Source organism: Variovorax boronicumulans (assembly GCF_040544675.1).
Lineage (GTDB): Bacteria > Pseudomonadota > Gammaproteobacteria > Burkholderiales > Burkholderiaceae_C > Variovorax > Variovorax boronicumulans_D.
In genome coordinates this window covers 137,283-160,187 of sequence record NZ_JBEPKK010000011.1, presented here as the reverse complement: position 1 = coordinate 160,187, position 22,905 = coordinate 137,283, and the positions used below count along the sequence as shown (strand labels likewise).

Below are 22,905 nucleotides of genomic sequence, written 5' to 3'. Positions count from 1 at the left end.
GATGCTTCAGATCATCAACGACTACTGGGTCTACTTCCTCATCGGCCAGTACCCGAACGGCCCGCTCGGCGGGCTGGCGCTCACGCTGCTGCTGGCCTCCTGCGGGCTGGTGCTCGCGCTGCCGCTGGGCATCTTGCTGGGTCTCGCGCGCGTGAGCCCGTGGCGGTGGCTCCGCTGGCCGGTGACGGGCTTCGTCTTCGTGGTGCGCGGCGTGCCCCTGCTGATGGTGATCTTCTGGGCCTACTTCTTCCTGCCCAGCGTGACGGGCGTGAAGACCGACCAGTTCACCACCATGCTGATCGCGCTCGTGATCTTCGACGCCGCCTACCTCGCCGAGATCGTGCGCGCCGGCATCCAGGGCTTGCCGCGCGGGCAGATGGAAACGGCGCGCGCGCTGGGCCTGAGCTACTTCCGCGCGATGCGCCTGGTGGTGCTGCCGCAGGCGCTGCGCAGCATGCTGCCTTCGCTGGTGAACCAGTTCGTCTCGACGATCAAGGAGACCTCGCTGGGCTACATCATCGGCTTGGCGGAGGTGTCGTTCATCGCGACGCAGATCAACACGCAGGTGTTCACCAAGCCGGCCCAGATCTACCTGATATTGGGCGGCACGTACTTCATTCTTTGCTTCGGCCTCTCGCGCTTCGCCTACTGGCTGGAGCGCCGGCTCGCGCGCCGGGGCATGTCCACAACGGCCCCCAAGGTGTCCGCATGATCGAACTGCAGAACGTCAACAAGTGGTACGGCAGCTACCAGGCCCTGGTCGACATCGACGAGACCATCCACAAGGGCGAGGTCGTCGTGGTGTGCGGGCCTTCGGGCTCGGGCAAGTCGACGCTGATCCGCACCCTCAACCGGCTGGAGCCGATCCAGTCGGGCCGCATCCTCTTCGAAGGCCAGGACATCCATGCGCCCGGCACCGATGTGAACGCCTTCCGCTCGCGCATCGGTTTCGTGTTCCAGCAGTTCAACCTGTTCCCGCACCTCACGGTGCTGCAGAACTGCACGATGGCGCCGATGCAGCTTCGCGGCCTCACGCGCAAGGATGCCGACGAACGCGCGATGGCGCTGCTGCAGCGCGTGGGCCTGGCGAACAAGGCCAATGCGTGGCCCAGCGAGCTGTCGGGCGGACAGCAGCAGCGCGTGGCGATTGCGCGCGCGCTCGCGATGCAACCGCCGCTGATGCTGTTCGACGAGCCCACCAGCGCGCTGGACCCCGAGATGGTCGGCGAGGTGCTCCTGGTGATGCGCGACCTGACCCGCGACGGCATGACCATGGTCTGCGTGACGCACGAGATGGGCTTTGCGCGCGAGGTGGCCGACCGCGTGATCTTCATGGACGAAGGCAAGGTGCTCGAACGCGCCACGCCCGACGACTTCTTCAACCGGCCGCAGCATCCCCGCGCGCAGCAGTTCCTGTCCGACATCCGCTCGCCTTTCTCGAGGGACGCATGACCGACGAATCCCTTCCCCTGATCGACGTGGCGCCGCTCGTGGCCGGCACGCCCGGACGCGACGACGTGGCCGCGCAGATCGGCGCCGCATGCCGCGCGCACGGCTTCTTCTATGTCACCGGCCACGGCGTGGATGCGGCGCTGGTGCAGCGGCTCGAAGACCTGAGCCACCGCTTCTTCGAACTGCCCGAAGAAACCAAGATGCAGTGGCGCATGGCCCTCGGCGGACGCGCGTGGCGCGGCTTCTTCCCGCTCGGCGGCGAGCTGACCTCGGGCCGGCCCGACTGGAAGGAAGGCCTGTACCTCGGCACCGAGCTGCCCGCCACGCATCCGCTGGTGCTGGCGAAGACGCCGGTGCATGGGGCCAACCTCTTCCCCGACGTGCCGGGCTTTCGCGAAACCATCCTCGACTACATGGCCGCGGTGACGCAGCTCGGCCATCGTTTGATGGAAGGCATCGCGCTGAGCCTCGGCCTGCCGGCTGCTTACTTCGCCGAGCGCTACACCGCCGATCCGCTGATCCTGTTCCGCCTGTTCAACTACCCCTCGCAGCCCGTGCCCGAGGGACTCGACGTGCAATGGGGCGTAGGCGAGCACACCGACTACGGCCTGCTCACCGTCCTGCACCAGGACGCCGTGGGCGGCCTCGCGGTGCACACGCCGGACGGCTGGATCGACGCGCCGCCGATTCCCGGCTCCTTCGTCTGCAACATCGGCGACATGCTCGACCGCATGACCGGCGGGCTCTACAAGTCGACGCCGCACCGCGTCAAGCGCAACACCTCGGGGCGCGACCGGCTGTCGTTCCCGTTGTTCTTCGATCCGAACTTCGAGGCGCGCGTGCAGCGCATCGAAGGCCTCGCGGGCGCCCAGGCGCTGGACGACAGCGCCCAGCGCTGGGACCGCGCCAACGTGCACGCCTTCAGCGGCCGCTACGGCGACTACCTGCTGGCGAAGGTGTCGAAGGTGTTCCCGCAATTGCGCAACGAAGTGCTCTGAGCGGTGCGGGATCGGCGGCCGGCACACCCGGGCCGGTCAGGAGAATCGGGCAAGAAAACGCCCGGAATGCGCTAGCGGCAACAGGCGCACAGCCCCAAGAATGGCGGCAGGCCCCCCGCTGCCCGGCGCGACCCCAGGAGTTGGCAAATCGCCCGGCAACAACAGCCGTTCTCCTACTGCAATTGCGGGCGCCTCGCGATATCCATCAGCAAGGCCCAGACCCGACCCACACGACCCCACGAATCCCGAACAACAAGGAGCTGACATGGACAGTCCCACGACCCACATGATTTCCAGGCGCGATGCCCTCATTGCGAGCGCGGCGGCGGCGGCCGCGGTTTCTTCTTCCGTCTCTGCGGCACCCGCCGGAGCTGCGACACCCGCGATGCCCGGCGCGGCGGCGCAGGCCGGGGCCGGCGACACGCCCCGCGCCAAGCTTTCGCTGAATGTGAATGGAAAAGTTCACGCGCTCGAACTCGACACGCGAACCACCTTGCTCGATGCCCTGCGCGAGCACCTGCACCTCACCGGCACCAAGAAGGGCTGCGACCACGGCCAGTGCGGCGCCTGCACGGTCATTGCCGACGGCAGGCGCATCAATTCCTGCCTCACGCTCGCCGTGATGCACGACGGCGGCCAGGTCACCACCATCGAGGGTCTGGGCACGCCGCAAAGCATGCATCCGATGCAGACCGCATTCGTCAAGCACGACGGCTACCAGTGCGGCTACTGCACGCCGGGCCAGATCTGCTCGGCGGTGGCCGTGATCGACGAAGTCAAGCGCGGCGTTCCGAGCCACGTGAGCGCCGACCTCAACGCGCAGCCGATGCTCTCGGCCGAAGAGCTGCGCGAGCGCATGAGCGGCAACATCTGCCGCTGCGGCGCCTATTCCAACATCGTCGACGCCATCACCGAAGTGGCCGGGAGCCGCGCATGAAGCCCTTTACCTACGAGCGCGCGCAAACGCCCGCGCAGGCTGCGGCGGCCGTGGCGGGCAACCCGGGCGCCAAGTTCATCGCCGGCGGCACCAACCTGCTGGACCTGATGAAGCTGCAGATCGAAGCCCCGGTGCACCTGGTCGACGTGAACACGCTCGCGCTGGACAAGATCGAGGCGACCGCCGAAGGCGGCGTGCGCATCGGCGCCCTGGTGCGCAACACCGACCTGGCCGCCGACACGCGCATCCGGCGCGACTACGGCGTGCTGTCGCGGGCCTTGCTGGCCGGCGCATCGGGCCAGTTGCGCAACAAGGCGACCACGGCCGGCAACCTGCTGCAACGCACGCGCTGCCCGTACTTCTACGACACCGACCAGCCCTGCAACAAGCGCCGTCCCGGCAGCGGCTGCAGCGCCATCGGCGGCGTGACGCGGCAGCTCGCGGTGATCGGCGCCAGCACCGCGTGCATCGCGACGAATCCCAGCGACATGGCGGTTGCCATGCGCGTGCTGGACGCCGCCGTGGAAACCGTTCGCCCCGACGGGCGCACCCGCGTGATTCCCATCGCCGACTTTCACCGCCTGCCGGGCGATACACCGCACATCGAAACCGCGCTGGAGCGGGACGAGCTGATCACCGGCGTCACCCTGCCCAGGCCCCTGGGCGGCGCGCACATCTACCGCAAGGTCCGCGACCGCGCCTCCTACGCCTTTGCACTGGTGTCGGTGGCGGCGATCGTGCAGCGGGACGGGTCGGGCCGCGTGGCGCTCGGCGGCGTCGCCCACAAGCCGTGGCGCCTGGAGACCGCGGAGGCCGCCATGCCGCAGGGCGCCAAGGCCGTGACCGCGCAGCTTCTTGCCGATGCGCGGCCCACCCACGAGAACGCCTTCAAACTGCCGCTGGCCGAGCGCGCCCTGGCCGCGGCCATCGTGCAAGCGAGGAGCTGACCATGAAATTCGACACCCCCGCCACCACCAACCCCATCGACCAGCTGAAGGTCATCGGCAAGCCGACCGACCGCATCGACGGGCCGGTCAAGACCACCGGCGCCGCCCGCTACGCCTACGAGCGCCATGCCGACGTGCCCGAGGCGGCCTACGGCTGCATCGTGGGTGCAGGCGTTGCCAAGGGCCGCATCGCTTCCATGGACCTGGGTGCCGCGCGCGCCGCGCCGGGCGTGCTGGCCATCGTGACCGCCCGCAATGCCGGCAAGCTGGGCAAGGGCGACTTCAACACCGCCAAGCTGCTGGCCGGCCCCGAGGTCGACCACTACCACCAGGCCGTGGCGCTGGTGGTGGCTAACACCTTCGAGCAGGCGCGCGCCGCGGCGCAGCTGGTGCGCATCGACTACGAGCGTGCGCCGGGCCGCTACGACCTGGCCGCCGAAAAAGACGCAGCGCAGATGCCCAAGGCGAATGCGTTCTCCGGCGAGCCGCAAACAAAGACGGGCGATTTCGCGGGCGCGTACGCCGGCGCGCCAGTGCAGCTGGACGCCACCTACACCACGCCCGACGAGTCGCACGCCATGATGGAGCCGCACGCCTCCATCGCCGAATGGAAGGGCGAGAAGCTCACCCTCTGGACCTCGAACCAGATGATCGCCTGGGGCGTCGGCGATGTCGCCAAGACGCTGGGCATTTCGAAGGCCAATGTGCGCCTGGTCTCGCCCTTTGTCGGCGGCGGCTTCGGCGGCAAGCTTTTCGTGCGGGCGGATGCGTTGCTCGCGGCGCTGGGTGCGCGGGCGGCGCGCCGGCCGGTGAAGGTGGCGTTGCAGCGGCCCTTGATTGCGAACAACACCACGCACCGGCCGGCGACCATCCAGCGCATTCGCATCGGCGCTGGCGCGGACGGCAAGATCACCGCCATCGCGCACGAGGGCTGGTCCGGCGACCTGCCGGGCGGACAGGCGGAAACGGCGGTCAACCAGACCCGGCTCCTGTACGCGGGAGCGAACCGCCTCACCACCACGCGCCTCGCCGTGCTCGACCTGCCCGAAGGCAACGCCATGCGCGCGCCCGGCGAAGCGCCCGGCATGATGGCGCTGGAGGTCGCCATGGACGAGATGGCCGAGAAGCTCAAGCTCGACCCGGTCGACTTTCGCGTGCTCAACGACACGCAGGTGGACCCCGAAAAACCCGAACGCCCCTATTCGCAGCGCAAGCTGAACGAGTGCCTGCGCACCGGCGCGGAGCGCTTCGGCTGGAGCCAGCGAAGCGCGGCGCCGGCTCAAAAGCGTGACGGCCGCTGGCTGGTGGGCATGGGCGTTGCCGCCGCGTTCCGCAACAACCTGCTGACCAAGTCGGCCGCGCGCGTGCGCCTGGACAGCCGCGGCTTCGTGACGGTGGAAACCGACATGACCGACATCGGCACGGGGTCGTACACCATCATTGCGCAGACCGCCGCGGAAACGATGGGGCTGCCCCTGGAGCGGGTGATGGTGCGCCTGGGCGACTCGGCCTACCCGGCATCGGCGGGCTCGGGCGGGCAATGGGGCGCCAACAACTCGACCTCGGGCGTCTACGCGGCGTGCATGAAGCTGCGCGAAGCCGTGGCACGCAAGCTGGGCGCCAGCGCGGCGGACGCGGCCCGGGCCGAGTTCTCCGACGGCATGGTGCGTGTCGGCGGGCGCGCGGTGCCGCTGGCCGAAGCGGCGGGCGCGGAGGGCCTGGTGGCCGAGGACGGCATCGAATACGGCGACCTCGACAAGAAATACCAGCAGTCCACCTTCGGCGCGCACTTCGTCGAGGTCGGCGTCGATGCCGCAACCGGCGAGATCCGCGTGCGGCGCATGCTCGCGGTGTGCGCGGCCGGGCGCATCCTGAACCCGAAGGCGGCGCGAAGCCAGGTGATCGGCGCGATGACGATGGGCGTGGGCGGCGCGCTGATGGAGGAGCTGGCCGTCGACAAGCGGCACGGCTTTTTCGTCAACCACGACCTGGCGGGCTACGAGGTGCCGGTGCATGCCGACATTCCGCACCAGGACGTGATCTTCCTGGACGAAACCGACCCGATCTCGTCGCCGATGAAAGCCAAGGGCGTGGGTGAACTGGGCATGTGCGGCGTGGCGGCCGCGGTGGCCAACGCCGTCTACAACGCGACGGGCATCCGGGTGCGCAACTACCCGATCACGCTCGACAAGCTGCTGGACCGCCTGCCGCCGGTGGCGTGAGGCGCTCCAGGGCAGCCCCGATCAGGGCCGCGCCAGCTCGCCGGGGAACCAGCCCGGCAGGTGCGGGGTTGCATCGTGCAGCGAGCCGAGCACATGGAAGGCGCGCTCCACGAGGGCGACGGGCGGGTGTTTGAGGTCCGGCACGATCACGACCCGCATGCCCGCCGCCAGCGCGGCCTTGGCGCCGTTTTCGCTGTCCTCGAAGGCAATGCACTGCGCCGGGTCCACGTTCAGGCGCGAGGCTGCGAGCAGGTAGAGCGCCGGATCGGGCTTGGCGCGCACCACCTCGTCGCCGCCTGCAAAGGCTTCGAAGTGATCGAGCACGCCGAGGCTGCCGAGGCAAGCCTCGATCTGGCCGCGGGTCGATGAAGAGGCCACGGCGCAGCGCGTTCCGCGCTGGCGCAACGCGGCCAGGAATTCGGCCGCGCCGGGCTTGATGGGAAACAGCGGCGTGCCGTCGGCGCGCTCCAGTTGCAGCCGCCGGCGCACATGGTCCCGCGCGTGGCGGTAGGCATCGGGCCCGCCGAGCAGTGCGCCCAGGATCACCTCGGACTCCACCATGGCGAGGCCGACGACCTGCAGGTATTGGGTGTGTGAAAGCTCGATGTCGAGCGTGCGGGCCGCTTCGATCCAGGCGGCCATGATGGGGCGTTCCGAGTCGATGAGGAGCCCGTCCATGTCGAAGATGGCGGCGGCAAACATCGGGGCGATGCTACGCGAGCGCCGCGGGATGCCGCCACGCCGGTCGAGGGCCTCAGGCGACAATCGCCGACTCTTGAAAAACGATGCACCGATGCCCCTCGAACACTACCTGCTCCTTTCCCTGGCGGATTCGCCGACGTCGCAGGACGGCGAGGTGCGCTGCCTGAATTCGGCGGGGCGATGGGCGATTCGCGGCACTGTTCGATCGCCGCTCTTGGTGTGGTCGTCCACGCAGGCGGATGCGGCCCGGCTTGCCGCCGAGCGGTCGTCCGCGGCGCGCGGCCAGGCGATCGAGGTTGTATCGCGGGCGGATGCCGCGTGGGCGGAAGGACGCGAGATCCGGCTGTTCACCCCCGACTTCGAATCGGCACTGAATGGCCCGGACGCGCAAAGCGCCGGCAAGGCCCGCCGCCTGCGCACCGAGGCCGAGAAGCTCGCGGCGTTTTGCGTCGTCGTGCGTGCGGCCTCGAGCGCGGCCGACCATGCCTCCTTCGCCGAAGTGAGCCGTGCAGCGTCGAAGGCGCTGGGCGCCAAGTTCGGCGGCGGCTCGATCACCTCGGCCTTTGCCTGGCTGGCCGGCGGCGCGGGGCAAGAGGCGCTGGACAGCGTCGTCTCGGGCGAGGTCGAACTGCCCGGCCCGCTGTCGGTCGGGCAGGCCATCGAAGCGGTGGGGCTGGCGCACAAGGCGGAACGCCTGCGCGAAGCAGGCTGAGGCGGCAAAAAGCAAAAGGGGCCGATCGGCCCCTTTTTGCAATGTGCGTGCGACGCGCCGAAGCTCAGTCGCGAACCAGCGCCCGGTTCAGCGCCAGCGCCCCCAGCGTGCCGGCCGCGCCAGAGAGCAGGTAGACGCTGACGTAGGCCAGGCCGAAGTTCGCCGACAGGCCCAGCGCCACCAGCGGCGCGAAGGCGGCGCCGATCAGCCAGGCCAGGTCGGCCGTGAGGGCCGCGCCGGTGTAGCGGTACTTGGGAGCGAAGTTGGAGGTCACGGCACCCGCCGCCTGGCCGTAGGACAGGCCCAGCAGCACGAAGCCGACCAGGATGAAGACGTCCTGCCCGATGCGTCCGCCGTCCAGCAGCGTCGGCGCGAAACCGCTGAACACCGCGATCAACGCCGCCAGGCCGCCCAGGGTGAAGCGGCGCCCCACACGGTCGGCGATGAGGCCCGAAGCCACGATGCCGCCCGCGCAGAACACGGCGCCGATCATCTGCACCACCAGGAATTCGGTGATCGACTGGTCCGAGTACAGCGTGATCCACGACAGCGGGAACACCGTGATCAGGTGGAACAGCGCATAGCTCGCCAGCGCCGCGAACGCGCCGATCAGGAGGTTGGTGCCCTGCGAGCGGGTGAGCTCGACCACGCTCGTGGGCTGCAGCTCGCGCTCTTCGAGCAGGCGGGAATATTCTTCGGTGGCCACCAGCCGCAGGCGCGCGAACAGTGCCACCACGTTGATCGCGAAGGCCACGTAGAAGGTGTAGCGCCAGCCCCAGTCGAGGAAGTCCTTGATGGACAGGCTGGCGTAGAGGTAGGCGAACAGCGCGCTGGCCACGAAGAAGCCCAGCGGTGCGCCCAGCTGCCCCAGCATGGCGTACCAGCCGCGCTTGTTGGGCGGTGCGTTCAGCGCCAGCAGCGACGGCAGGCCGTCCCACGACCCGCCGAGCGCCAGGCCCTGGCAGAAGCGGAACACCGACAGCAGCACGATGGCCGTGAACCCGATGCTTTCGTAGCCCGGCAAGAAGGCGATGCCGGCCGTGGAAGTGCCCAGCAGGAAGAGCGCAATGGTCAGCTTGGTTTCGCGCCCGAAACGCCGCTGGATCGACATCGAAATGACCGTGCCGAACGGACGCGCGATGAACGCGAACGAAAAAACCACGAACGCGTAAAGGATTCCTTCGAGCCGCTGCTCGAACGGGAAGAAGATGTACGGGAACACCAGCACCGAGGCGATGCCGTAGACAAAGAAGTCGAAATACTCGGAAGCGCGCCCGATGATCACGCCGACCGCGATCTCCCCGGGGGCGATGTGCGAGTGATCGGCGTTGCCCTGGCTGGCGCCGTTTCCGGACGTGTTCGGCACAGGCTGTGCGCCTTGCGGACTGATGCTGGACGTCGTCGTCATTGCGTTTTGTAATTCGGATGTCACCGGCAGTGACAAAAGTGGGCCATTGAGCAGAGGTCCCAAGCGTCTCACCGAAACCAGATTACCGCCATAGGACAAAACGTCCAATAGCCGAACCCGCCCTTTGGTCGTAGATTGTGGAGTCTTAGCGCAGCCCCCGCACCTCTTTCTTTCACTTCGGCATGCCCACCCTCCACACCCTTCGCCGATGGCTCGTCTTGCTCCCCCTGGCCTTGCTGGCGGGGTGCAACACGGTGCTGCTGAATCCCTCCGGCGACATCGCCAACCAGCAGGGCCGACTGATCGTCGTCTCCACGGTGCTGATGCTGATCATCATCATTCCGGTGATCGGGCTGACCATCTTCTTCGCCTGGCGCTATCGCCAGTCGAACAAGGAGGCCACCTACAGCCCCGACTGGGACCACTCCACCCAGCTCGAACTGGCCATCTGGGCCGCGCCGCTCCTGATCATCATCGCGCTGGGCGCGATCACCTGGATCAGCACCCACACGCTGGACCCGTACCGCCCGCTCAGCCGCCTGGACGCCAAGCGCCCGATCGCGCCCGAGACCAAGCCGCTGGTGGTCGAGGTGGTGGCGCTCGACTGGAAGTGGCTCTTCATCTACCCCGAGCAGGGCATCGCCACGGTGAATGAACTGGCCGCCCCGGTGGACGTGCCGATCAGCTTCAAGATCACGGCCTCCTCGGTGATGAACTCCTTCTTCATCCCCGCGCTGGCCGGCCAGATCTACGCCATGCCGGGCATGGAAACCAAGCTGCACGCGGTGATCAACAAGCCGGGCGAGTTCGAAGGCTTCTCCGCCAACTACAGCGGCGCGGGCTTCTCGGGCATGCGCTTCAAGTTCCACGGCCTGAGCAAGGGCGACTTCGACCAGTGGGTCGAGAAGGCCAAGGCCTCCAAGGAAGGCGAGCTCACCCGCGAGGGCTACACCAAGCTCGAAGTGCCCAGCGAGCGCGAACCCGTGCGCCACTACGCCAGCGTGGCCTCCGACCTGTACGACGCCATCCTCAACCGCTGTGTTGACCGCAACAAGATGTGCATGAAGGAAATGATGGCCATCGACGCCGACGGCGGCATGGGCAAGCCCGGCGCCTTCAACGTCGCCACCATGCAGAGCTGGCAACCCGACACCCTCAACTCGCCCAAGCGTCCGTACGGCAAGTACGTCACGGCGATGTGCACCACCGAAGAATGACGATGTTCGCGAACCTTGACCTGACGAAGCTCATCTTCGGCCGCCTCACGTGGGAGGCGATTCCCTACCACGACCCCATCCTGCTCGTGACCTTCGCGGCCGTGGTGCTGGGCGGCCTGGCCGTTCTGGGCGCCCTGACCTACTTCAAGGCGTGGGGCGTTCTGTGGCGCGACTGGATCACCAGCATCGACCACAAGAAGATCGGCATCATGTACATCATCCTGGGGCTGGTGATGCTGCTGCGCGGCTTTGCCGATGCGCTCATGATGCGGGCCCAGCAGGCCTTCGCCTTCGGCGACAACGCGGGCTTTTTGCCGCCGCACCACTACGACCAGATCTTCACCGCCCACGGCGTGATCATGATCTTCTTCGTGGCGATGCCGCTGGTTACGGGCCTCATGAACTTCGTGGTGCCGCTGCAGATCGGCGCGCGCGACGTGGCCTTTCCGTTCCTGAACAACTTCAGCTTCTGGATGACCACCTTCGGCGCGGGCCTGGTGATGGCGTCGCTGTTCGTCGGCGAGTTCGCCAAGACCGGCTGGCTGGCGTATCCCCCGCTGTCGGGCATCCTGTTCAGCCCCGACGTGGGGGTGGACTACTACATCTGGTCGTTGCAGATAGCGGGGGTAGGCACCTTGCTCTCCGGCGTCAACCTGCTGGCCACCATCGTGAAGATGCGCGCGCCCGGCATGACGATGATGAAGATGCCCGTCTTCACCTGGACGGCCCTGTGCACCAACGTGCTGATCGTGGCTGCCTTCCCGGTGCTCACCGCCGTGCTGGCCCTGCTGTCGCTCGACCGCTACGTCGGCACCAACTTCTTCACGAACGACCTGGGCGGCAACGCCATGATGTACGTGAACCTGATCTGGATCTGGGGCCACCCCGAGGTGTACATCCTGATCCTGCCGGCCTTCGGCATCTTCTCTGAAGTGGTCTCGACCTTCTCGGGCAAGCGCCTCTTCGGCTACGCCTCGATGGTGTACGCCACGGTGGTGATCACCATCCTGTCGTACCTGGTGTGGCTGCATCACTTCTTCACCATGGGCTCGGGTGCCAGCGTGAACTCGTTCTTCGGCATCACGACGATGATCATCTCGATCCCCACGGGCGCGAAGATCTTCAACTGGCTCTTCACCATGTACCGCGGCCGCATCCGCTACGAGCTGCCCATGATGTGGACCATCGGCTTCATGATCACCTTCGTGATCGGCGGCATGACCGGCGTGCTGCTGGCGGTGCCCCCGGCCGACTTCGTGCTGCACAACAGCCTGTTCCTCATTGCCCACTTCCACAACGTGATCATCGGCGGCGTGCTGTTCGGCATGCTGGCGGGCATCACCTACTGGTTCCCGAAGGCCTTCGGCTACAAGCTGGATCCGTTCTGGGGCAAGTGCTCGTTCTGGTTCTGGATCGTCGGCTTCTGGTTCGCGTTCATGCCGCTGTACGTGCTGGGCCTGATGGGCGTCACGCGCCGCATGAGCCACTTCCAGGACATGTCGCTGCAGATCTGGTTCCAGGTCGCCGCCTTCGGCGCGGTGCTGATCGCGCTGGGCATCGCCTCCTTCATCATCCAGCTGGTGGTGAGCTACATCCGCCGCGAGTCGCTGCGCGACACCACGGGCGATCCGTGGAACGGCCGCACGCTCGAATGGTCGACCTCCTCGCCGCCGCCGGCCTACAACTTCGCGTTCACGCCGCGCATCCATGACAACGATGCCTGGACCGACATGAAGCGCCGCGGCTACGAGCGCCCGCTCGAGGGCTTCACGCCGATCCACATGCCCAAGAACACCAGCGCCGGCTTCATCATCGCGGCCCTGGCTGCGGTGTGCGGCTTCGCGCTGATCTGGCAGATGTGGCTCGTGGCGGGCATCGGCTTCGTCGCCATGCTGGCCGCTGTGATCATCCATACCTTCAACTACAAGCGCGACTACTACATCCCCGCTGAGGATGTGGTTCGCACCGAGGCCGACCGCACCCGCCTGATGACAGCCGCCCATGTCTGATACCACCGCCCTCCACCCCCCGGGGTCCGCGCACCCCCACAGCGACCGGACGGGCAAGCCGCCCGTGTTCGAGCTGTTCCATGTCGGCAACGACCACCATCCGGAAAACGGCACGCTGCTGGGCTTCTGGCTCTACCTGATGAGCGACTGCCTCATCTTCGCCTGCCTGTTCGCGGTGTACGGCGTGCTGGGGCGCAACTACGCGGCCGGCCCCTCGGGCGCCGACCTGTTCGACCTGCCGCTGGTGGCGATCAACACCTCGCTGCTGCTGCTGTCGTCGATCACCTACGGCTTCGCGATGCTGGAGATGCAGAAGAAGCGCATGCGCGGCGTGCTGGTGTGGCTTGGCATCACGGGCCTCCTGGGCGCGGGCTTCATCGGCCTGGAAATCTACGAATTCGCGCACCTGCTGCATGAAGGCGCGGGCCCGCAGCGCAGCGCTTTCCTGTCGTCGTTCTTCGCATTGGTAGGCACCCACGGCCTGCACGTGACCTTCGGCATCATCTGGCTCGTCGTGCTGATGTTCCAGCTGCCCAAGCACGGCTTCACCGCCGCGAACCGCCGCCGCCTGATGTGCCTGTCGATGTTCTGGCACTTCCTGGACGTGGTGTGGATCGGCGTCTTCACTTTCGTGTATTTGATGGGATCGATGGCATGACCGCCCACACCGACACCGCCGCGCACGGCCATGGCGCACACGATGGGCATGACGACCATCACGACGACGGCCCCGTGAGCCACAGCACCTTCAAGGGCTACATGACCGGCTTCGTGCTGGCCGTGATCCTCACCGCGATTCCGTTCTGGCTGGTCATGGGCAAGGTGATTCCCAGCGCGAACACCACCTCGCTGGTCATCCTGGGCTTTGCCGCGGTGCAGATCGTGGTCCACATGATCTATTTCCTGCACATGGACGCCAAGTCCGAGAGCGGCTGGAACATGCTGGCGCTGATCTTCACGATCGTGCTGGTCGTCATCACGCTGGCCGGATCGCTCTGGGTCATGTATCACATGAACACCAACATGATGCCGATGTCGGTGCATGACATGAAGAACATGCCCTGACGTGATGACAACCGCTCGCCCCGAGCCTGTCGAAGGGCTGGTTCCGGCGGGCGCGAGGCTTCGACAGGCGCCGCCTGAACGGCTGGTGGAAACCGAAGGACTCGCACCGTGAAGCGAATCGCGCTGGCCGCCTTGGCCTTGCTGGCCTTTGCCGGCTTCTTCGCCCTGGGCACCTGGCAAGTCGAGCGCCGCGCCTGGAAGCTCGATCTCATCGCCCGCGTCGACCAGCGCGTGCATGCCCCGGCCGCCGCGGCGCCAGGGCGCGGCAGCTGGCCGCAGGTGAACGCGGCCGACGACGAATACCGTCACGTTCGCCTCACCGGCACCTTCCTGAACGACAAGGAAACCCTGACCCAGGCCAGCACCCGTCTGGGCGCCGGCTTCTGGGTGCTGACGCCGCTGCGGGCCGACGACGGCACCGTGGTGCTGGTCAACCGCGGCTTCGTGCCGCCCGAGGCCCGCGAACGCGCAAGCCGCGCGGCCACCGAGATCAAGGGCGAAACCACCGTCACCGGCCTGCTGCGCCTCACCGAGCCCAAGGGCGGGTTCCTGCGCAAGAACGATCCGGCGGCAGACCGGTGGTTCTCGCGCGACGTGCAGGCCATCGCCGCGGCGCGCGGGCTCGCCGACGTGGCGCCCTACTTCGTCGATGCCGCGGCCGATCCGTCGCTGTCCGCCGAAACGGCCGACTACCCGGTCCGCGGCCTCACGGTCATTGCTTTCCCCAACAGCCACCTCGTCTACGCCCTCACCTGGTACGGCCTGGCGCTGATGGTGCTGGGCGGCGCCTGGTTCGTCTGGCGCGACGACCGCCGGCGCACCGGGAAGCCCTCGGGCGGCAACGGCGAAAATGCGGCCGATGCCGACGCCACGCCTTCCCCCGATGTTCGCCGCGACTGAACCCTCCGCGGTCGCGGGCGAGCTGCACGCTCCCCGCGCCGGGGTGGCCAGCCTGGACAACGCCACCGGCCAGAAGAACATGCAGCAGCTGATCCAGCTGCGCTGGTTGGCGGTGGTCGGGCAGGTGGCCACCATCCTGGTGGTGCACTACGGCTTTGGCATCCGGCTGCCGCTGGACAACATGCTGCAGGTGCTGACCTGCCTGGCGCTGTTCAACATGGTGAGCCTGCTGCGCTCGCGCACCCACCGCCGGGTGACCAACGGCGAACTGTTCCTGGCGCTGCTGGTCGACGTGGCCACCCTCACCGCCCTGCTCTACCTGAGCGGCGGCGCGACCAACCCCTTCGTCTTTCTGTACCTGCTGCAGGTGATTCTGGGCGCGGTGCTGCTGAAGGCCTGGTCGACCTGGACCATCGTGGTCATCACCAGCCTGTGCTTTGCGGGGCTGGCGCTGTTCTCGCGCCCGCTCGCGCTGCCGCTGGACCACGACCGCGGCCTCTGGAGCCCCTACATCCAGGGCATGCTGGTGTGCTTTGCGCTCAATGCGGCGCTGCTGGTGATCTTCATCACCCGCATCAACGGCAACCTGCGCGCGCGCGATGCCCGGCTGGCCGACCTGCGCCAGCGCGCCTCGGAAGAAGAGCACATCGTGCGCATGGGCCTGCTCGCCTCGGGCGCCGCCCACGAGCTGGGCACGCCGCTCGCCACGCTGGCGGTGATCTTGGGCGACTGGCGCCGGCTGCCGCACTTCAGCTCCGACCCCGAACTACTGACCGAAGTGGCCGAGATGGAGCTGCAGATCCAGCGCTGCAAGAGCATCGTGAGCGGCATCCTGCTGTCGGCGGGCGAGGCGCGCGGCGAATCGTCCGAAGAAACCACGGTGCGCACGTTTCTCGACGACCTGGTGGAGGAGTGGCGCACCACCCGCCCGGTGGATGAGTTCGACTACGACAACCGCTTCGGGCAAGACCTGCCGATGGTCTCCGACTCGGCCCTCAAGCAGATGATCTGCAACGTGCTCGACAACGCGCTGGAGGCGTCGCCGCACTGGCTGCGCCTGGAGGCGGCGCACGACGCCGATGCACTGACGATCACGGTGACCGATGCGGGCCCGGGTTTCCTGCCCGGCATCCTCAAGGAGTTCGGCAAGCCCTACCAGTCGAGCAAGGGCCGGCCCGGCGGCGGGCTGGGGCTGTTCCTGGTCGCCAACGTGGCGCGCACCCTGGGCGGCCGCGTCGCAGCGCGCAACCGGCCCGAGGGCGGCGCGGTCGTCACGGTCACGCTGCCGCTCGCGGCCATCGTGCTGGAAGAAGAACTGGAAGACGACGGCGCAGAAGCGGCGCCCATCGCCACCGCCGCGCCGCTCACCCCTACCGACACCCCAAGGCCATGACCGAAACCGCCGAAGCCCAGCGCCAATTGCTGATCGTCGAGGACGACGAGGCCTTCGCGCGCACGCTGGGCCGCTCCTTCGAGCGCCGCGGCTATGCGGTGGCGCATGCCAGCAATGCGCCGGAGGTCGAGCGGCTGCTGCAGAACCGCTCGCCGGAGCAATCGCCCGGCTATGCGGTGGTCGACCTCAAGCTCAACGGCGAGGCCTCGGGCCTGGCCTGCGTGCAGACGCTGCACCGGCACAACCCGAAGATGCTGATCGTGGTGCTCACGGGCTTTGCGAGCATCGCCACCGCGGTGGAGGCCATCAAGCTGGGCGCCTGCCACTACCTGGCCAAGCCCTCGAACACCGACGACATCGAGGCCGCCTTCGGCCGCGCGGCCGGCAGCACCGAGGTGGAACTGACCAACCGCTCCACGTCGATCAAGACGCTGGAATGGGAGCGCATCCACGAAACGCTGGCGGAAACCGGCTTCAACATCTCCGAGACGGCAAGGCGGCTCGGCATGCATCGGCGCACATTGGCACGCAAACTCGGCAAACAGCAGGTCAAGTAACATGATCTGCCGGTTTCGCATGGCTTGCGGAACCAACACCGACGCCTGAGGTTCAGTTCCTGATGATGATGATGACGAATGCTTCACCGATGCAGCCGCGGCCAGCCCTCGCTGCCGACACCCGAAAGCCGCCATTGGCGGCTCGCGACCAGACCGCGATGGAAGAGCTCTTCAATGCCCTGAGCCACGGCCTCGGCCTGATGCTGGCCACTGCCTCGCTGCCGATCCTGGTCTACAGCGCCGCGCAGAAGGGCCAGGCGGCGAGCGTGCTCGGCGCCTCGCTTTTCGCGGGCACCGCCATCGTGCTGTATCTGGTTTCCACGCTGTACCACGCGCTGCCGACGGGCCGGGCCAAGGCCTTGTTCAACCGGCTGGACCACGCGGCCATCTACCTGTTCATCGCAGGCAGCTACATGCCCTTTTTGTTCGGCGTGCTGCGCGGACCCTGGGGCTGGACGCTGTTCGGCGCCATCTGCGCCGCCGCGGTGCTCGGCGTGAGCGCCAAGCTGTTCAACCGGCTGCGGCATCCGCTGTGGTCGACCGGGCTCTATGTGGCGATGGGGTGGATGGCGCTGATGGCGGCCGTGCCGCTGTACGAGCGCATGTCGCCGGCGGGGCTGGGCTGGCTGGTGGCCGGTGGGCTCTTCTATACCGCGGGTGCCGTCGTCTTCCTGTTCGACAACAAGATCCGCTTCGCCCATTCGGTGTGGCACCTGTTCGTGCTGGCCGGCAGCACCTGCCACTTCTTCGCCGTGCTCTGGCATTCGCACGGCTGACGGGCATTTCTTCGTCGTCAGTAGTGCGGCGGCAGCTCGTCGCGCAGGTTGCGCTCCGCGCCCTCCTGCCCGGCGCTCTGGCTCTGCTGGCGCAGATGCACGACCTCCTGGATCAGGCTGTCGATCTGTTGCTGCTGCCGGTAGATCGTCATGTTCAGCTGCTCGAGCAGGTCGTCGGCATAGCTGGCCTTGATCTCGAGTTCGGTCAGCCTCTCTGCGAGCGCGTTCGGTGAATGGTCCATGCGGCTATTGGACAGGAAGATGCATCGGCATCTCGTGACGCCCGCCTCGACGCGGTCGAAAACCAAATTCAGACCATAATCAGTCCGATCAATCTCGACAGCAAGGGTGAGCGCAATGAATTTCTCCACGCAGGTCAAACCGATCAGCTATCTCAAGAGTCACGCCGCAGACATCGTGAAGACCCTCTCGGTCACCCGCGAGCCACTGGTCATTACGCAGAACGGCGAGGCCAAGCTCGTGGTGATGGATGTCCACTCCTACGAAGAACACGAAGCGACCCTCGCGCTTCTGAAAATCCTGGCACTCGGCCAGCGCGAGATCGAGGAGGGCCAGTTCCGGTCCGCGGACGACGTGTTCGCCGATCTGGACAAAGAAGATGCCGAATGAAGGTCGTGTTTCTGCGGTCCGCTGAGGCCGACTTGAAAGACCTCAAACGCTACCTCTTGAAAAATTTCGGCGCAGACACTTGGGCGGCCAGCTACAAAAAGATCAAGCAATCCGTTGCGATGATCGAAGCTCATCCCCAGGCAGGCCGGGTTCCGGAGGAACTGGAAAACCTGAATACCGCCCAATACCGTCAAGTCATCTCTGGCATGAACCGCATCATTTACGAGCTGCGAGTGGACGTTGCGTACATCCACGTCGTCTGCGACACACGGCGAGATTTGCAGGGCCTGCTCACGCGGCGGCTCGTGGGCCCCATTTAGATCGAGCCCAAGGCACACGACATCGACGAATCCTGCAAGGCACCGCACTGAGGCCGGTGCCAGGCCCAAGTCAGACCGCAGCTTCAGCGACGGAGGCGTCGACGAAAGGCACCTCGATGCGCGAAGTCCTCTCTGTGGGCGTCGCCTTCACAGCCTCACTCCCCATCCGGCTCAGCGCAATCGCCGCCTGCAACGGATACAGCGTGCGCGCATCCCCTTGCGCCTTGTTGCTCACCGTCGTGCCCGCGGCCTCGCTCATGCTGGCAGTGCGCACCGCGTCCAGCCGGTGCACGGGCACCATGAACGGCGAGTGCGTGGTGTAGAGGATCTGATTGCCGAAGTCCTGCTCCAGGTGGGCGAGCAGGTCGGCCTGCGAGCGCGCATGCAGATGCAGGCCGGGTTCGTCCAGCAGCAGCACGGCATCGCCCGCACCCTTCGTGTCCGCGAAGAAGCTGATGTAGAACGAAAAGAACCACTGGAAGCCGCGGCTGCGTTCGTCCAGGTTCACCTCGACTTCGTAGGCGCCGTTCGGGTCGGACACCAGGGTCTCCATGGACGGCCCGTCGAGGTTGAAGCGCACCTTGAGTTCGCGGTCTTTCCAGAGCCGGCGGATTTCCGCAGTGACGACGGAACCGGCGCGGTTGGCCAACTGGTTGCGCGTGGCGTGGTCGTTCTTTTCCAGCAGGTCCTGCAGCTGCTGCGGGTCCAGCCCCGCGACCTTGCACAGTTTCGCGAAGTTCTGCAGCTCGGGCGTGGCCTGCCCCCAGCCCTTGCGCGCGAGGTAGTCGGCGATGTTCTGGCGGCCGGGCAGCGCGGGGTATTCGTCCACGTAGATGAAGCGGGGCAGCTTCTCCAGAACCCATTGCCTGGCCTTCGCCAGCGCCGGCGTGTCGTTGGCGATCGCGAGGGCCATGTCTTCGAGCTCGGCCAGCATCTGCGCCTGCTTGTCGCTGAGTTCGGCGTCCGCCGAGGCCATCGCGCGGCGCAAGGCCTGCAGCGCCTTCACCGCGCCCGCGGACCACTGGATGTAGTCGGGGCTGGGGATCATCGCGGCGTCGAAGGCATCGGCCTCCTGCTCCAGCGCGGCACGGGCCTCTTCGGCGACCTTCTCGGCCGCGGCCTTGACGGCGGGCACGATCTTGCGGACCTTGCCCTTGATGTCGGACACGTCGAGCGACAGCTCCGCAAGGCCTTCGAGGCCGGTCCAGCGCGCGGTGCCGTAGCCCCGGCCCGCGGTGACGTGGCGCACATTGGCCGCACGCGGAAAGAATGCGGCCAGCTCGGCGCGCTCGCTGTCGTCCAGGGCCCAGCGCGTCGACACGACGGGCGTGTCGGGCTGGCACTCCTGGAGGCGGCGGTGCCGGGGAAAGTCCTTGATGGCGCTGAGTTCCGCGAGGCCTTCGGCCGGGTTCAGGCTGTGCAGTGCGCGCAGCAGGTTCGACTTGCCGCTGTCATTTCGGCCAAGGATCGCCGTGATCTGTGGGGAGTCGATGGAACCGCTGTCGTTGATCGAGCGAAAGTTGGTGATCTGGAATGACGCCAAGCGCATGTAAAAGTGTTCTCTCGAATGAATGCAGGGCCGGGGAATGTATTGCATTCCCCGGCCCTTTCACGCCTCGCATCCGAAGAAAAAAACTTCTACTCGGCGGCCCGCCGCAAGGTCTCGACCACCGGCCGGCGCAGCACGTCGCGCAAGCCCCACCATCCGGCCCCCAGCGCCAGCACCGCGCCGGCCAGCGCGCCGGCGACGGGCACGATCGGCGAGGCGGTCCAGGTGAACTCGAACACATAGCGCGCGAGCGCCCAGCCGATCACCGAGGCCACGATGCTCGCGAGGAAGCCTGCGAGCAGCCCCACGCCGATCAGTTCGGCGCGCTGCACTTGCCGCAGCAAGCTTGCACGCGCGCCGACCGCACGCATCACCGCGAATTCGCGCGCCCGCTCTTCCCGCGTGGCCGTGACGGCGGCAAACAGCACCACCAGCCCGGCCGCGAGCGTGAAGCCGAACAGGAACTCCACCGCGCGAATCACCTGGTCGAGCACGCGCTGCACCTGGTTGATGGTCGCGCTCATGTCCACGTTGGTCACGTTGGGGTAGCTGCGCACCAGCGCGTTGTCGAAGCCCTTCGTCTCGGGCGCGCGGAAGGCGCCCATGTAGGTCACGGGCACGCCGGGCAGCGAGGCCACCGTGTACATCACGAAGAAGTTGGCATGCAGCGAGCCCCAGTCGACCTTGCGCAGCGAGGTGATGCGTGCATCGTTCTGGATGCCGCCGATGTCGAAGCGCAGGCTGTCGCCCAGCTTCAGGCCCAGCGTGTCGGCCAGGCCGTCTTCCACGCTCACCTCGCCCGCGGCGCCGGGCTTCCAGGCGCCCGCGGTGATGCTGTTGTGCGCGGGCGCTTCCATCGCGTTGCTGAGGTTGAACTCGCGGTCCACCAATCGCTTGGCGCGGTCTTCGGTGTAGTCGTCGGGGCTCACGGGCTTGTCGTTGATCGCGACCAGGCGGCCGCGGATCATCGGGTACCAGTCGAACTTGCCCACGCCCGCATCGCGCAGCGATTTCTGGAAGGCATCGCTCTGGTCGGGCATGACGTTGATGACGAAGCGGTTCGGTGCGTCGGGCGGCGTGGCCTTGCGCCAGCTCGCCACGAGGTCGGTGCGCAGCAGCACCAGCAGCACCAGTGCCAGGAGTCCCACCGCGAGCGCGCTGACCTGCACCACCGCATAGGCCGGCCGCGCCGAGATCTGCCGCGTGGCGAGCACCAGCCAGCGCGGCGCGGTGGTTTCGTTGACGCTGCGGCGCAGCACCTTCACCGCGAGCCAGCTGAGCAAGGCGAACACCGCCACCGCCCCCGCGAAACCGCCGACGGCGATCAGGCCCAGCTTGATGTCGCTGCTGGCCGCCATCAGCAAGGCCGCAAAGCCCGCCACGCCGATGCCCAGCACCGCGAGCGATGCGGGCTTGAGCCCGCCCACGTCGCGCCGGATCACGCGCAGCGGCGGCACGCGCGCCAGCTGCAGCACCGGCGGCAGGCCAAAGGCGAAGAGCAAAGTGAGGCCCATGCCCAGGCCGAACGCCACCGGCCACAAGGTGGCGGCGGGCAGCGCGGTTTCGACCAGTCCCGCCAGCAGCAGCACGAACACGTAGTGCACCCCGAAGCCGATGGCCACACCAAGCCCGCTGGCCACCAGGCCGATCACCGCGAACTCGAAGGCATAGGCCATGGCGATGGTGCGCTGGCTCTGGCCGAGCACGCGCAGCATGGCGCAGTCGTCCAGGTGGCTGGCCGCGAAACCGCGCGCGGCCAATGCCACGGCCACGGCCGAGAGCAGCGCCGCGAGCAGCGCGACCAGGCTCAGGAATTTCTCGGCGCGGTCCAGCGTCTGGCGCATCTCGGGCCGGCCGCCTTCGAAGGAGTCCAGCCGCACGCCGCGCAGGTCGCCCTTCTTGATGGTGGCCTCGGCCCAGTCGGTGAAGCGCTTGACCGCCGCATCGCTGCCCGCCACCGCATAGCGGTAGCCCACGCGGCTGGCCGGCTGCACAAGGCCGGTGCGCGCCACGTCGGCCCGGTTGAGCATCACGCGCGGCGAGAAGCTCATGAAGCCGGCGCCGCGGTCGGGCTCCAGCGTGATGACCCGGCCCACGCGCAGGCTGGTGTCGCCCAGCAGCAGCGGGTCGCCGACCTTGAGCCCCAGCGAATTGAGCAGCGAAGCGTCGACCCACACTTCGCCGGCCGGCGGGATGTCGCGCGTGGCCGCGCCCGGACCCGCCACCTCGGTCGAGGTCTGCAGGCTGCCGCGCAACGGGTAACCCGCCGTCACCGCCTTCAGCGCCACCAGCTTGCTGGCCCCGCCCTGCGCGTCGTCCGCCCGCGCCATGGTGGGAAAGCCGTAGGTGGCTGTGCCTTCGAGGCCCAGCGACTTCGCCTGCGCCACGAAGGCCTCGGGCGTGGGGTTGTCGCTGACCACCACCGCATCGCCGCCCAGCAGTTGCCGCGCATCGCGCTGCAGGCCGCCCTGCAACCGGTCGGCGAAGAAGCCGACCGCGGTGAGTGCGGCCACGGCCAGCAGCACGGCGACGATCAAGAGGCGCAGCTCGCCGGCGCGAAGGTCGCGCCAGAGCGTGCGCCAGCCAAGGCGAAGGGATGCGTTCATGGCCGCGACGATAGCCGACGCCTAAGGCCACAGCCGGATTCAAGGGTTATTGCGCCCCTTCGAGCCCTTGATCGCAACGGCATGCTGTCGCATGATGCGAAAAATTCGTCAGACGTGCTTGATGGCCGAAGTTTCAGTGCCATCCTCGGCGGATCACCAAACAAGAACCTGCGATCGCCTTTGCAACCAAGGAGTGTCGATGCCACGATGTCAGCGCTTGCTAGCCGCCAGCTTTTGCCTGGGCCTGGGTTTGCTCTTGAGCGCCTGCGACCCCAAGCCGACGGCATCCACCACCGCTGCGCCCGCGGCCGGCGCTGCGCCCTCCTCGGGCGCCAGCCCCAATGGCATCAAGCCAGCCGAGTCCGGTGACAAGGTAGACCCCACCTCCAGCCACAAAGGCCCGTCCGAAGGCGGCACGGCCGTGGGCGGCATGAGCGGCCAGGGCGGCAGCGCATCCGGCGGCACGCCCGCGCCGAGCGGCGGCGACGGCACCGCACCCAAATAA

At 67.4% G+C, this 22,905-nt stretch carries 23 protein-coding genes; 18 read left to right on the top strand and 5 right to left on the bottom strand.

What is annotated here, in order from left to right:
- Position 1: 1 nt before the first annotated feature.
- The 6 genes from ABIC90_RS19715 (at position 2) to paoC (ending at position 6,556) form a co-directional block, all read left to right on the top strand.
- Positions 2 to 712, top strand: a complete 711-nt coding sequence (locus ABIC90_RS19715) for an amino acid ABC transporter permease (RefSeq protein WP_354356994.1) — start codon at positions 2 to 4, stop codon at positions 710 to 712.
- On the top strand, positions 709 to 1,452 hold the full coding sequence (locus tag ABIC90_RS19710; protein WP_354356992.1) for an amino acid ABC transporter ATP-binding protein: 744 nt from the start codon (positions 709 to 711) through the stop codon (positions 1,450 to 1,452). Before ABIC90_RS19715 ends, ABIC90_RS19710 begins: the two co-directional genes overlap by 4 nt.
- Positions 1,449 to 2,450, top strand: coding sequence for an isopenicillin N synthase family dioxygenase (locus ABIC90_RS19705; protein WP_354356990.1), 1,002 nt, complete (start codon positions 1,449 to 1,451; stop codon positions 2,448 to 2,450). Before ABIC90_RS19710 ends, ABIC90_RS19705 begins: the two co-directional genes overlap by 4 nt.
- A gap of 265 nt (positions 2,451 to 2,715) precedes the next feature.
- Entirely contained in the window at positions 2,716 to 3,387 is a 672-nt protein-coding gene (gene paoA, locus ABIC90_RS19700; protein WP_354356988.1) for an aldehyde dehydrogenase iron-sulfur subunit PaoA, read from the top strand.
- Complete coding sequence (locus tag ABIC90_RS19695; protein ID WP_354356986.1) at positions 3,384 to 4,334, top strand: FAD binding domain-containing protein; 951 nt, start codon at positions 3,384 to 3,386, stop codon at positions 4,332 to 4,334. Before paoA ends, ABIC90_RS19695 begins: the two co-directional genes overlap by 4 nt.
- 2 nt (positions 4,335 to 4,336) lie before the next feature.
- Positions 4,337 to 6,556: an aldehyde oxidoreductase molybdenum-binding subunit PaoC gene (gene paoC, locus ABIC90_RS19690; protein ID WP_354356984.1), complete on the top strand. Its 2,220-nt coding sequence runs from the start codon at positions 4,337 to 4,339 to the stop codon at positions 6,554 to 6,556.
- 21 nt (positions 6,557 to 6,577) lie between these two features.
- Here paoC and ABIC90_RS19685 read toward each other — a convergent pair whose 3' ends face one another.
- Entirely contained in the window at positions 6,578 to 7,258 is a 681-nt protein-coding gene (locus tag ABIC90_RS19685; RefSeq protein WP_354356982.1) for an HAD family hydrolase, read from the bottom strand.
- On the opposite strand from ABIC90_RS19685, the gene ABIC90_RS19680 reads away from it, so the two are divergent.
- Positions 7,233 to 7,970 (top strand): hypothetical protein, encoded by a 738-nt coding sequence (locus ABIC90_RS19680; RefSeq protein ID WP_354356980.1) that lies wholly within the window; start codon positions 7,233 to 7,235, stop codon positions 7,968 to 7,970. The genes ABIC90_RS19685 and ABIC90_RS19680 overlap by 26 nt on opposite strands.
- A gap of 64 nt (positions 7,971 to 8,034) precedes the next feature.
- On the opposite strand, the gene ABIC90_RS19675 is transcribed toward ABIC90_RS19680, so the two are convergent.
- Positions 8,035 to 9,378, bottom strand: coding sequence for an MFS transporter (locus tag ABIC90_RS19675; RefSeq protein ID WP_354356978.1), 1,344 nt, complete (start codon positions 9,376 to 9,378; stop codon positions 8,035 to 8,037).
- Positions 9,379 to 9,560: 182 nt separating this feature from the next.
- Between ABIC90_RS19675 and cyoA the strand changes: the two genes are divergently transcribed.
- From cyoA to trhA, 8 genes are all read left to right on the top strand, one after another.
- The gene (gene cyoA, locus ABIC90_RS19670; RefSeq protein WP_354356976.1) at positions 9,561 to 10,595 is read left to right on the top strand and encodes a ubiquinol oxidase subunit II; all 1,035 of its coding nucleotides are present in this window, start codon (positions 9,561 to 9,563) and stop codon (positions 10,593 to 10,595) included.
- Complete coding sequence (cyoB, locus tag ABIC90_RS19665) at positions 10,592 to 12,604, top strand: cytochrome o ubiquinol oxidase subunit I (RefSeq protein WP_436318226.1); 2,013 nt, start codon at positions 10,592 to 10,594, stop codon at positions 12,602 to 12,604. The genes cyoA and cyoB overlap by 4 nt, the downstream gene beginning before the upstream one ends.
- Positions 12,597 to 13,262, top strand: coding sequence for a cytochrome o ubiquinol oxidase subunit III (cyoC, locus tag ABIC90_RS19660; protein WP_354356972.1), 666 nt, complete (start codon positions 12,597 to 12,599; stop codon positions 13,260 to 13,262). Before cyoB ends, cyoC begins: the two co-directional genes overlap by 8 nt.
- Positions 13,259 to 13,669, top strand: coding sequence for a cytochrome o ubiquinol oxidase subunit IV (gene cyoD / locus ABIC90_RS19655; RefSeq protein ID WP_354356970.1), 411 nt, complete (start codon positions 13,259 to 13,261; stop codon positions 13,667 to 13,669). The genes cyoC and cyoD overlap by 4 nt, the downstream gene beginning before the upstream one ends.
- A 108-nt stretch (positions 13,670 to 13,777) precedes the next feature.
- Positions 13,778 to 14,569 carry an SURF1 family protein gene (locus tag ABIC90_RS19650; protein WP_354356968.1) on the top strand — a complete coding sequence of 264 codons (792 nt, stop codon included), beginning with the start codon at positions 13,778 to 13,780 and terminating at the stop codon, positions 14,567 to 14,569.
- Positions 14,553 to 15,962, top strand: a complete 1,410-nt coding sequence (locus tag ABIC90_RS19645) for an ATP-binding protein (RefSeq protein ID WP_354356966.1) — start codon at positions 14,553 to 14,555, stop codon at positions 15,960 to 15,962. The genes ABIC90_RS19650 and ABIC90_RS19645 overlap by 17 nt, the downstream gene beginning before the upstream one ends.
- The gene (locus ABIC90_RS19640; protein WP_354356964.1) at positions 15,959 to 16,519 is read left to right on the top strand and encodes a response regulator transcription factor; all 561 of its coding nucleotides are present in this window, start codon (positions 15,959 to 15,961) and stop codon (positions 16,517 to 16,519) included. Before ABIC90_RS19645 ends, ABIC90_RS19640 begins: the two co-directional genes overlap by 4 nt.
- Positions 16,520 to 16,608: 89 nt before the next feature.
- On the top strand, positions 16,609 to 17,295 hold the full coding sequence (trhA, locus tag ABIC90_RS19635) for a PAQR family membrane homeostasis protein TrhA (RefSeq protein ID WP_354357072.1): 687 nt from the start codon (positions 16,609 to 16,611) through the stop codon (positions 17,293 to 17,295).
- Positions 17,296 to 17,312: 17 nt separating this feature from the next.
- On the opposite strand, the gene ABIC90_RS19630 is transcribed toward trhA, so the two are convergent.
- Positions 17,313 to 17,537: a SlyX family protein gene (locus ABIC90_RS19630; RefSeq protein ID WP_354356962.1), complete on the bottom strand. Its 225-nt coding sequence runs from the start codon at positions 17,535 to 17,537 to the stop codon at positions 17,313 to 17,315.
- Positions 17,538 to 17,652: 115 nt separating this feature from the next.
- Between ABIC90_RS19630 and ABIC90_RS19625 the strand changes: the two genes are divergently transcribed.
- Together ABIC90_RS19625 and ABIC90_RS19620 are read left to right on the top strand one after the other, a co-directional pair.
- Entirely contained in the window at positions 17,653 to 17,925 is a 273-nt protein-coding gene (locus tag ABIC90_RS19625) for a type II toxin-antitoxin system Phd/YefM family antitoxin (protein WP_354356960.1), read from the top strand.
- Entirely contained in the window at positions 17,922 to 18,245 is a 324-nt protein-coding gene (locus tag ABIC90_RS19620) for a type II toxin-antitoxin system RelE/ParE family toxin (RefSeq protein ID WP_354356958.1), read from the top strand. The genes ABIC90_RS19625 and ABIC90_RS19620 overlap by 4 nt, the downstream gene beginning before the upstream one ends.
- Before the next feature lie 70 nt (positions 18,246 to 18,315).
- Here ABIC90_RS19620 and ABIC90_RS19615 read toward each other — a convergent pair whose 3' ends face one another.
- Positions 18,316 to 19,794, bottom strand: a complete 1,479-nt coding sequence (locus tag ABIC90_RS19615) for an AAA family ATPase (RefSeq protein WP_354356956.1) — start codon at positions 19,792 to 19,794, stop codon at positions 18,316 to 18,318.
- Between the two features lie 89 nt (positions 19,795 to 19,883).
- On the bottom strand, positions 19,884 to 22,400 hold the full coding sequence (locus tag ABIC90_RS19610) for an ABC transporter permease (RefSeq protein ID WP_354356954.1): 2,517 nt from the start codon (positions 22,398 to 22,400) through the stop codon (positions 19,884 to 19,886).
- 199 nt (positions 22,401 to 22,599) lie between these two features.
- On the opposite strand from ABIC90_RS19610, the gene ABIC90_RS19605 reads away from it, so the two are divergent.
- Complete coding sequence (locus tag ABIC90_RS19605; protein WP_354356952.1) at positions 22,600 to 22,905, top strand: hypothetical protein; 306 nt, start codon at positions 22,600 to 22,602, stop codon at positions 22,903 to 22,905.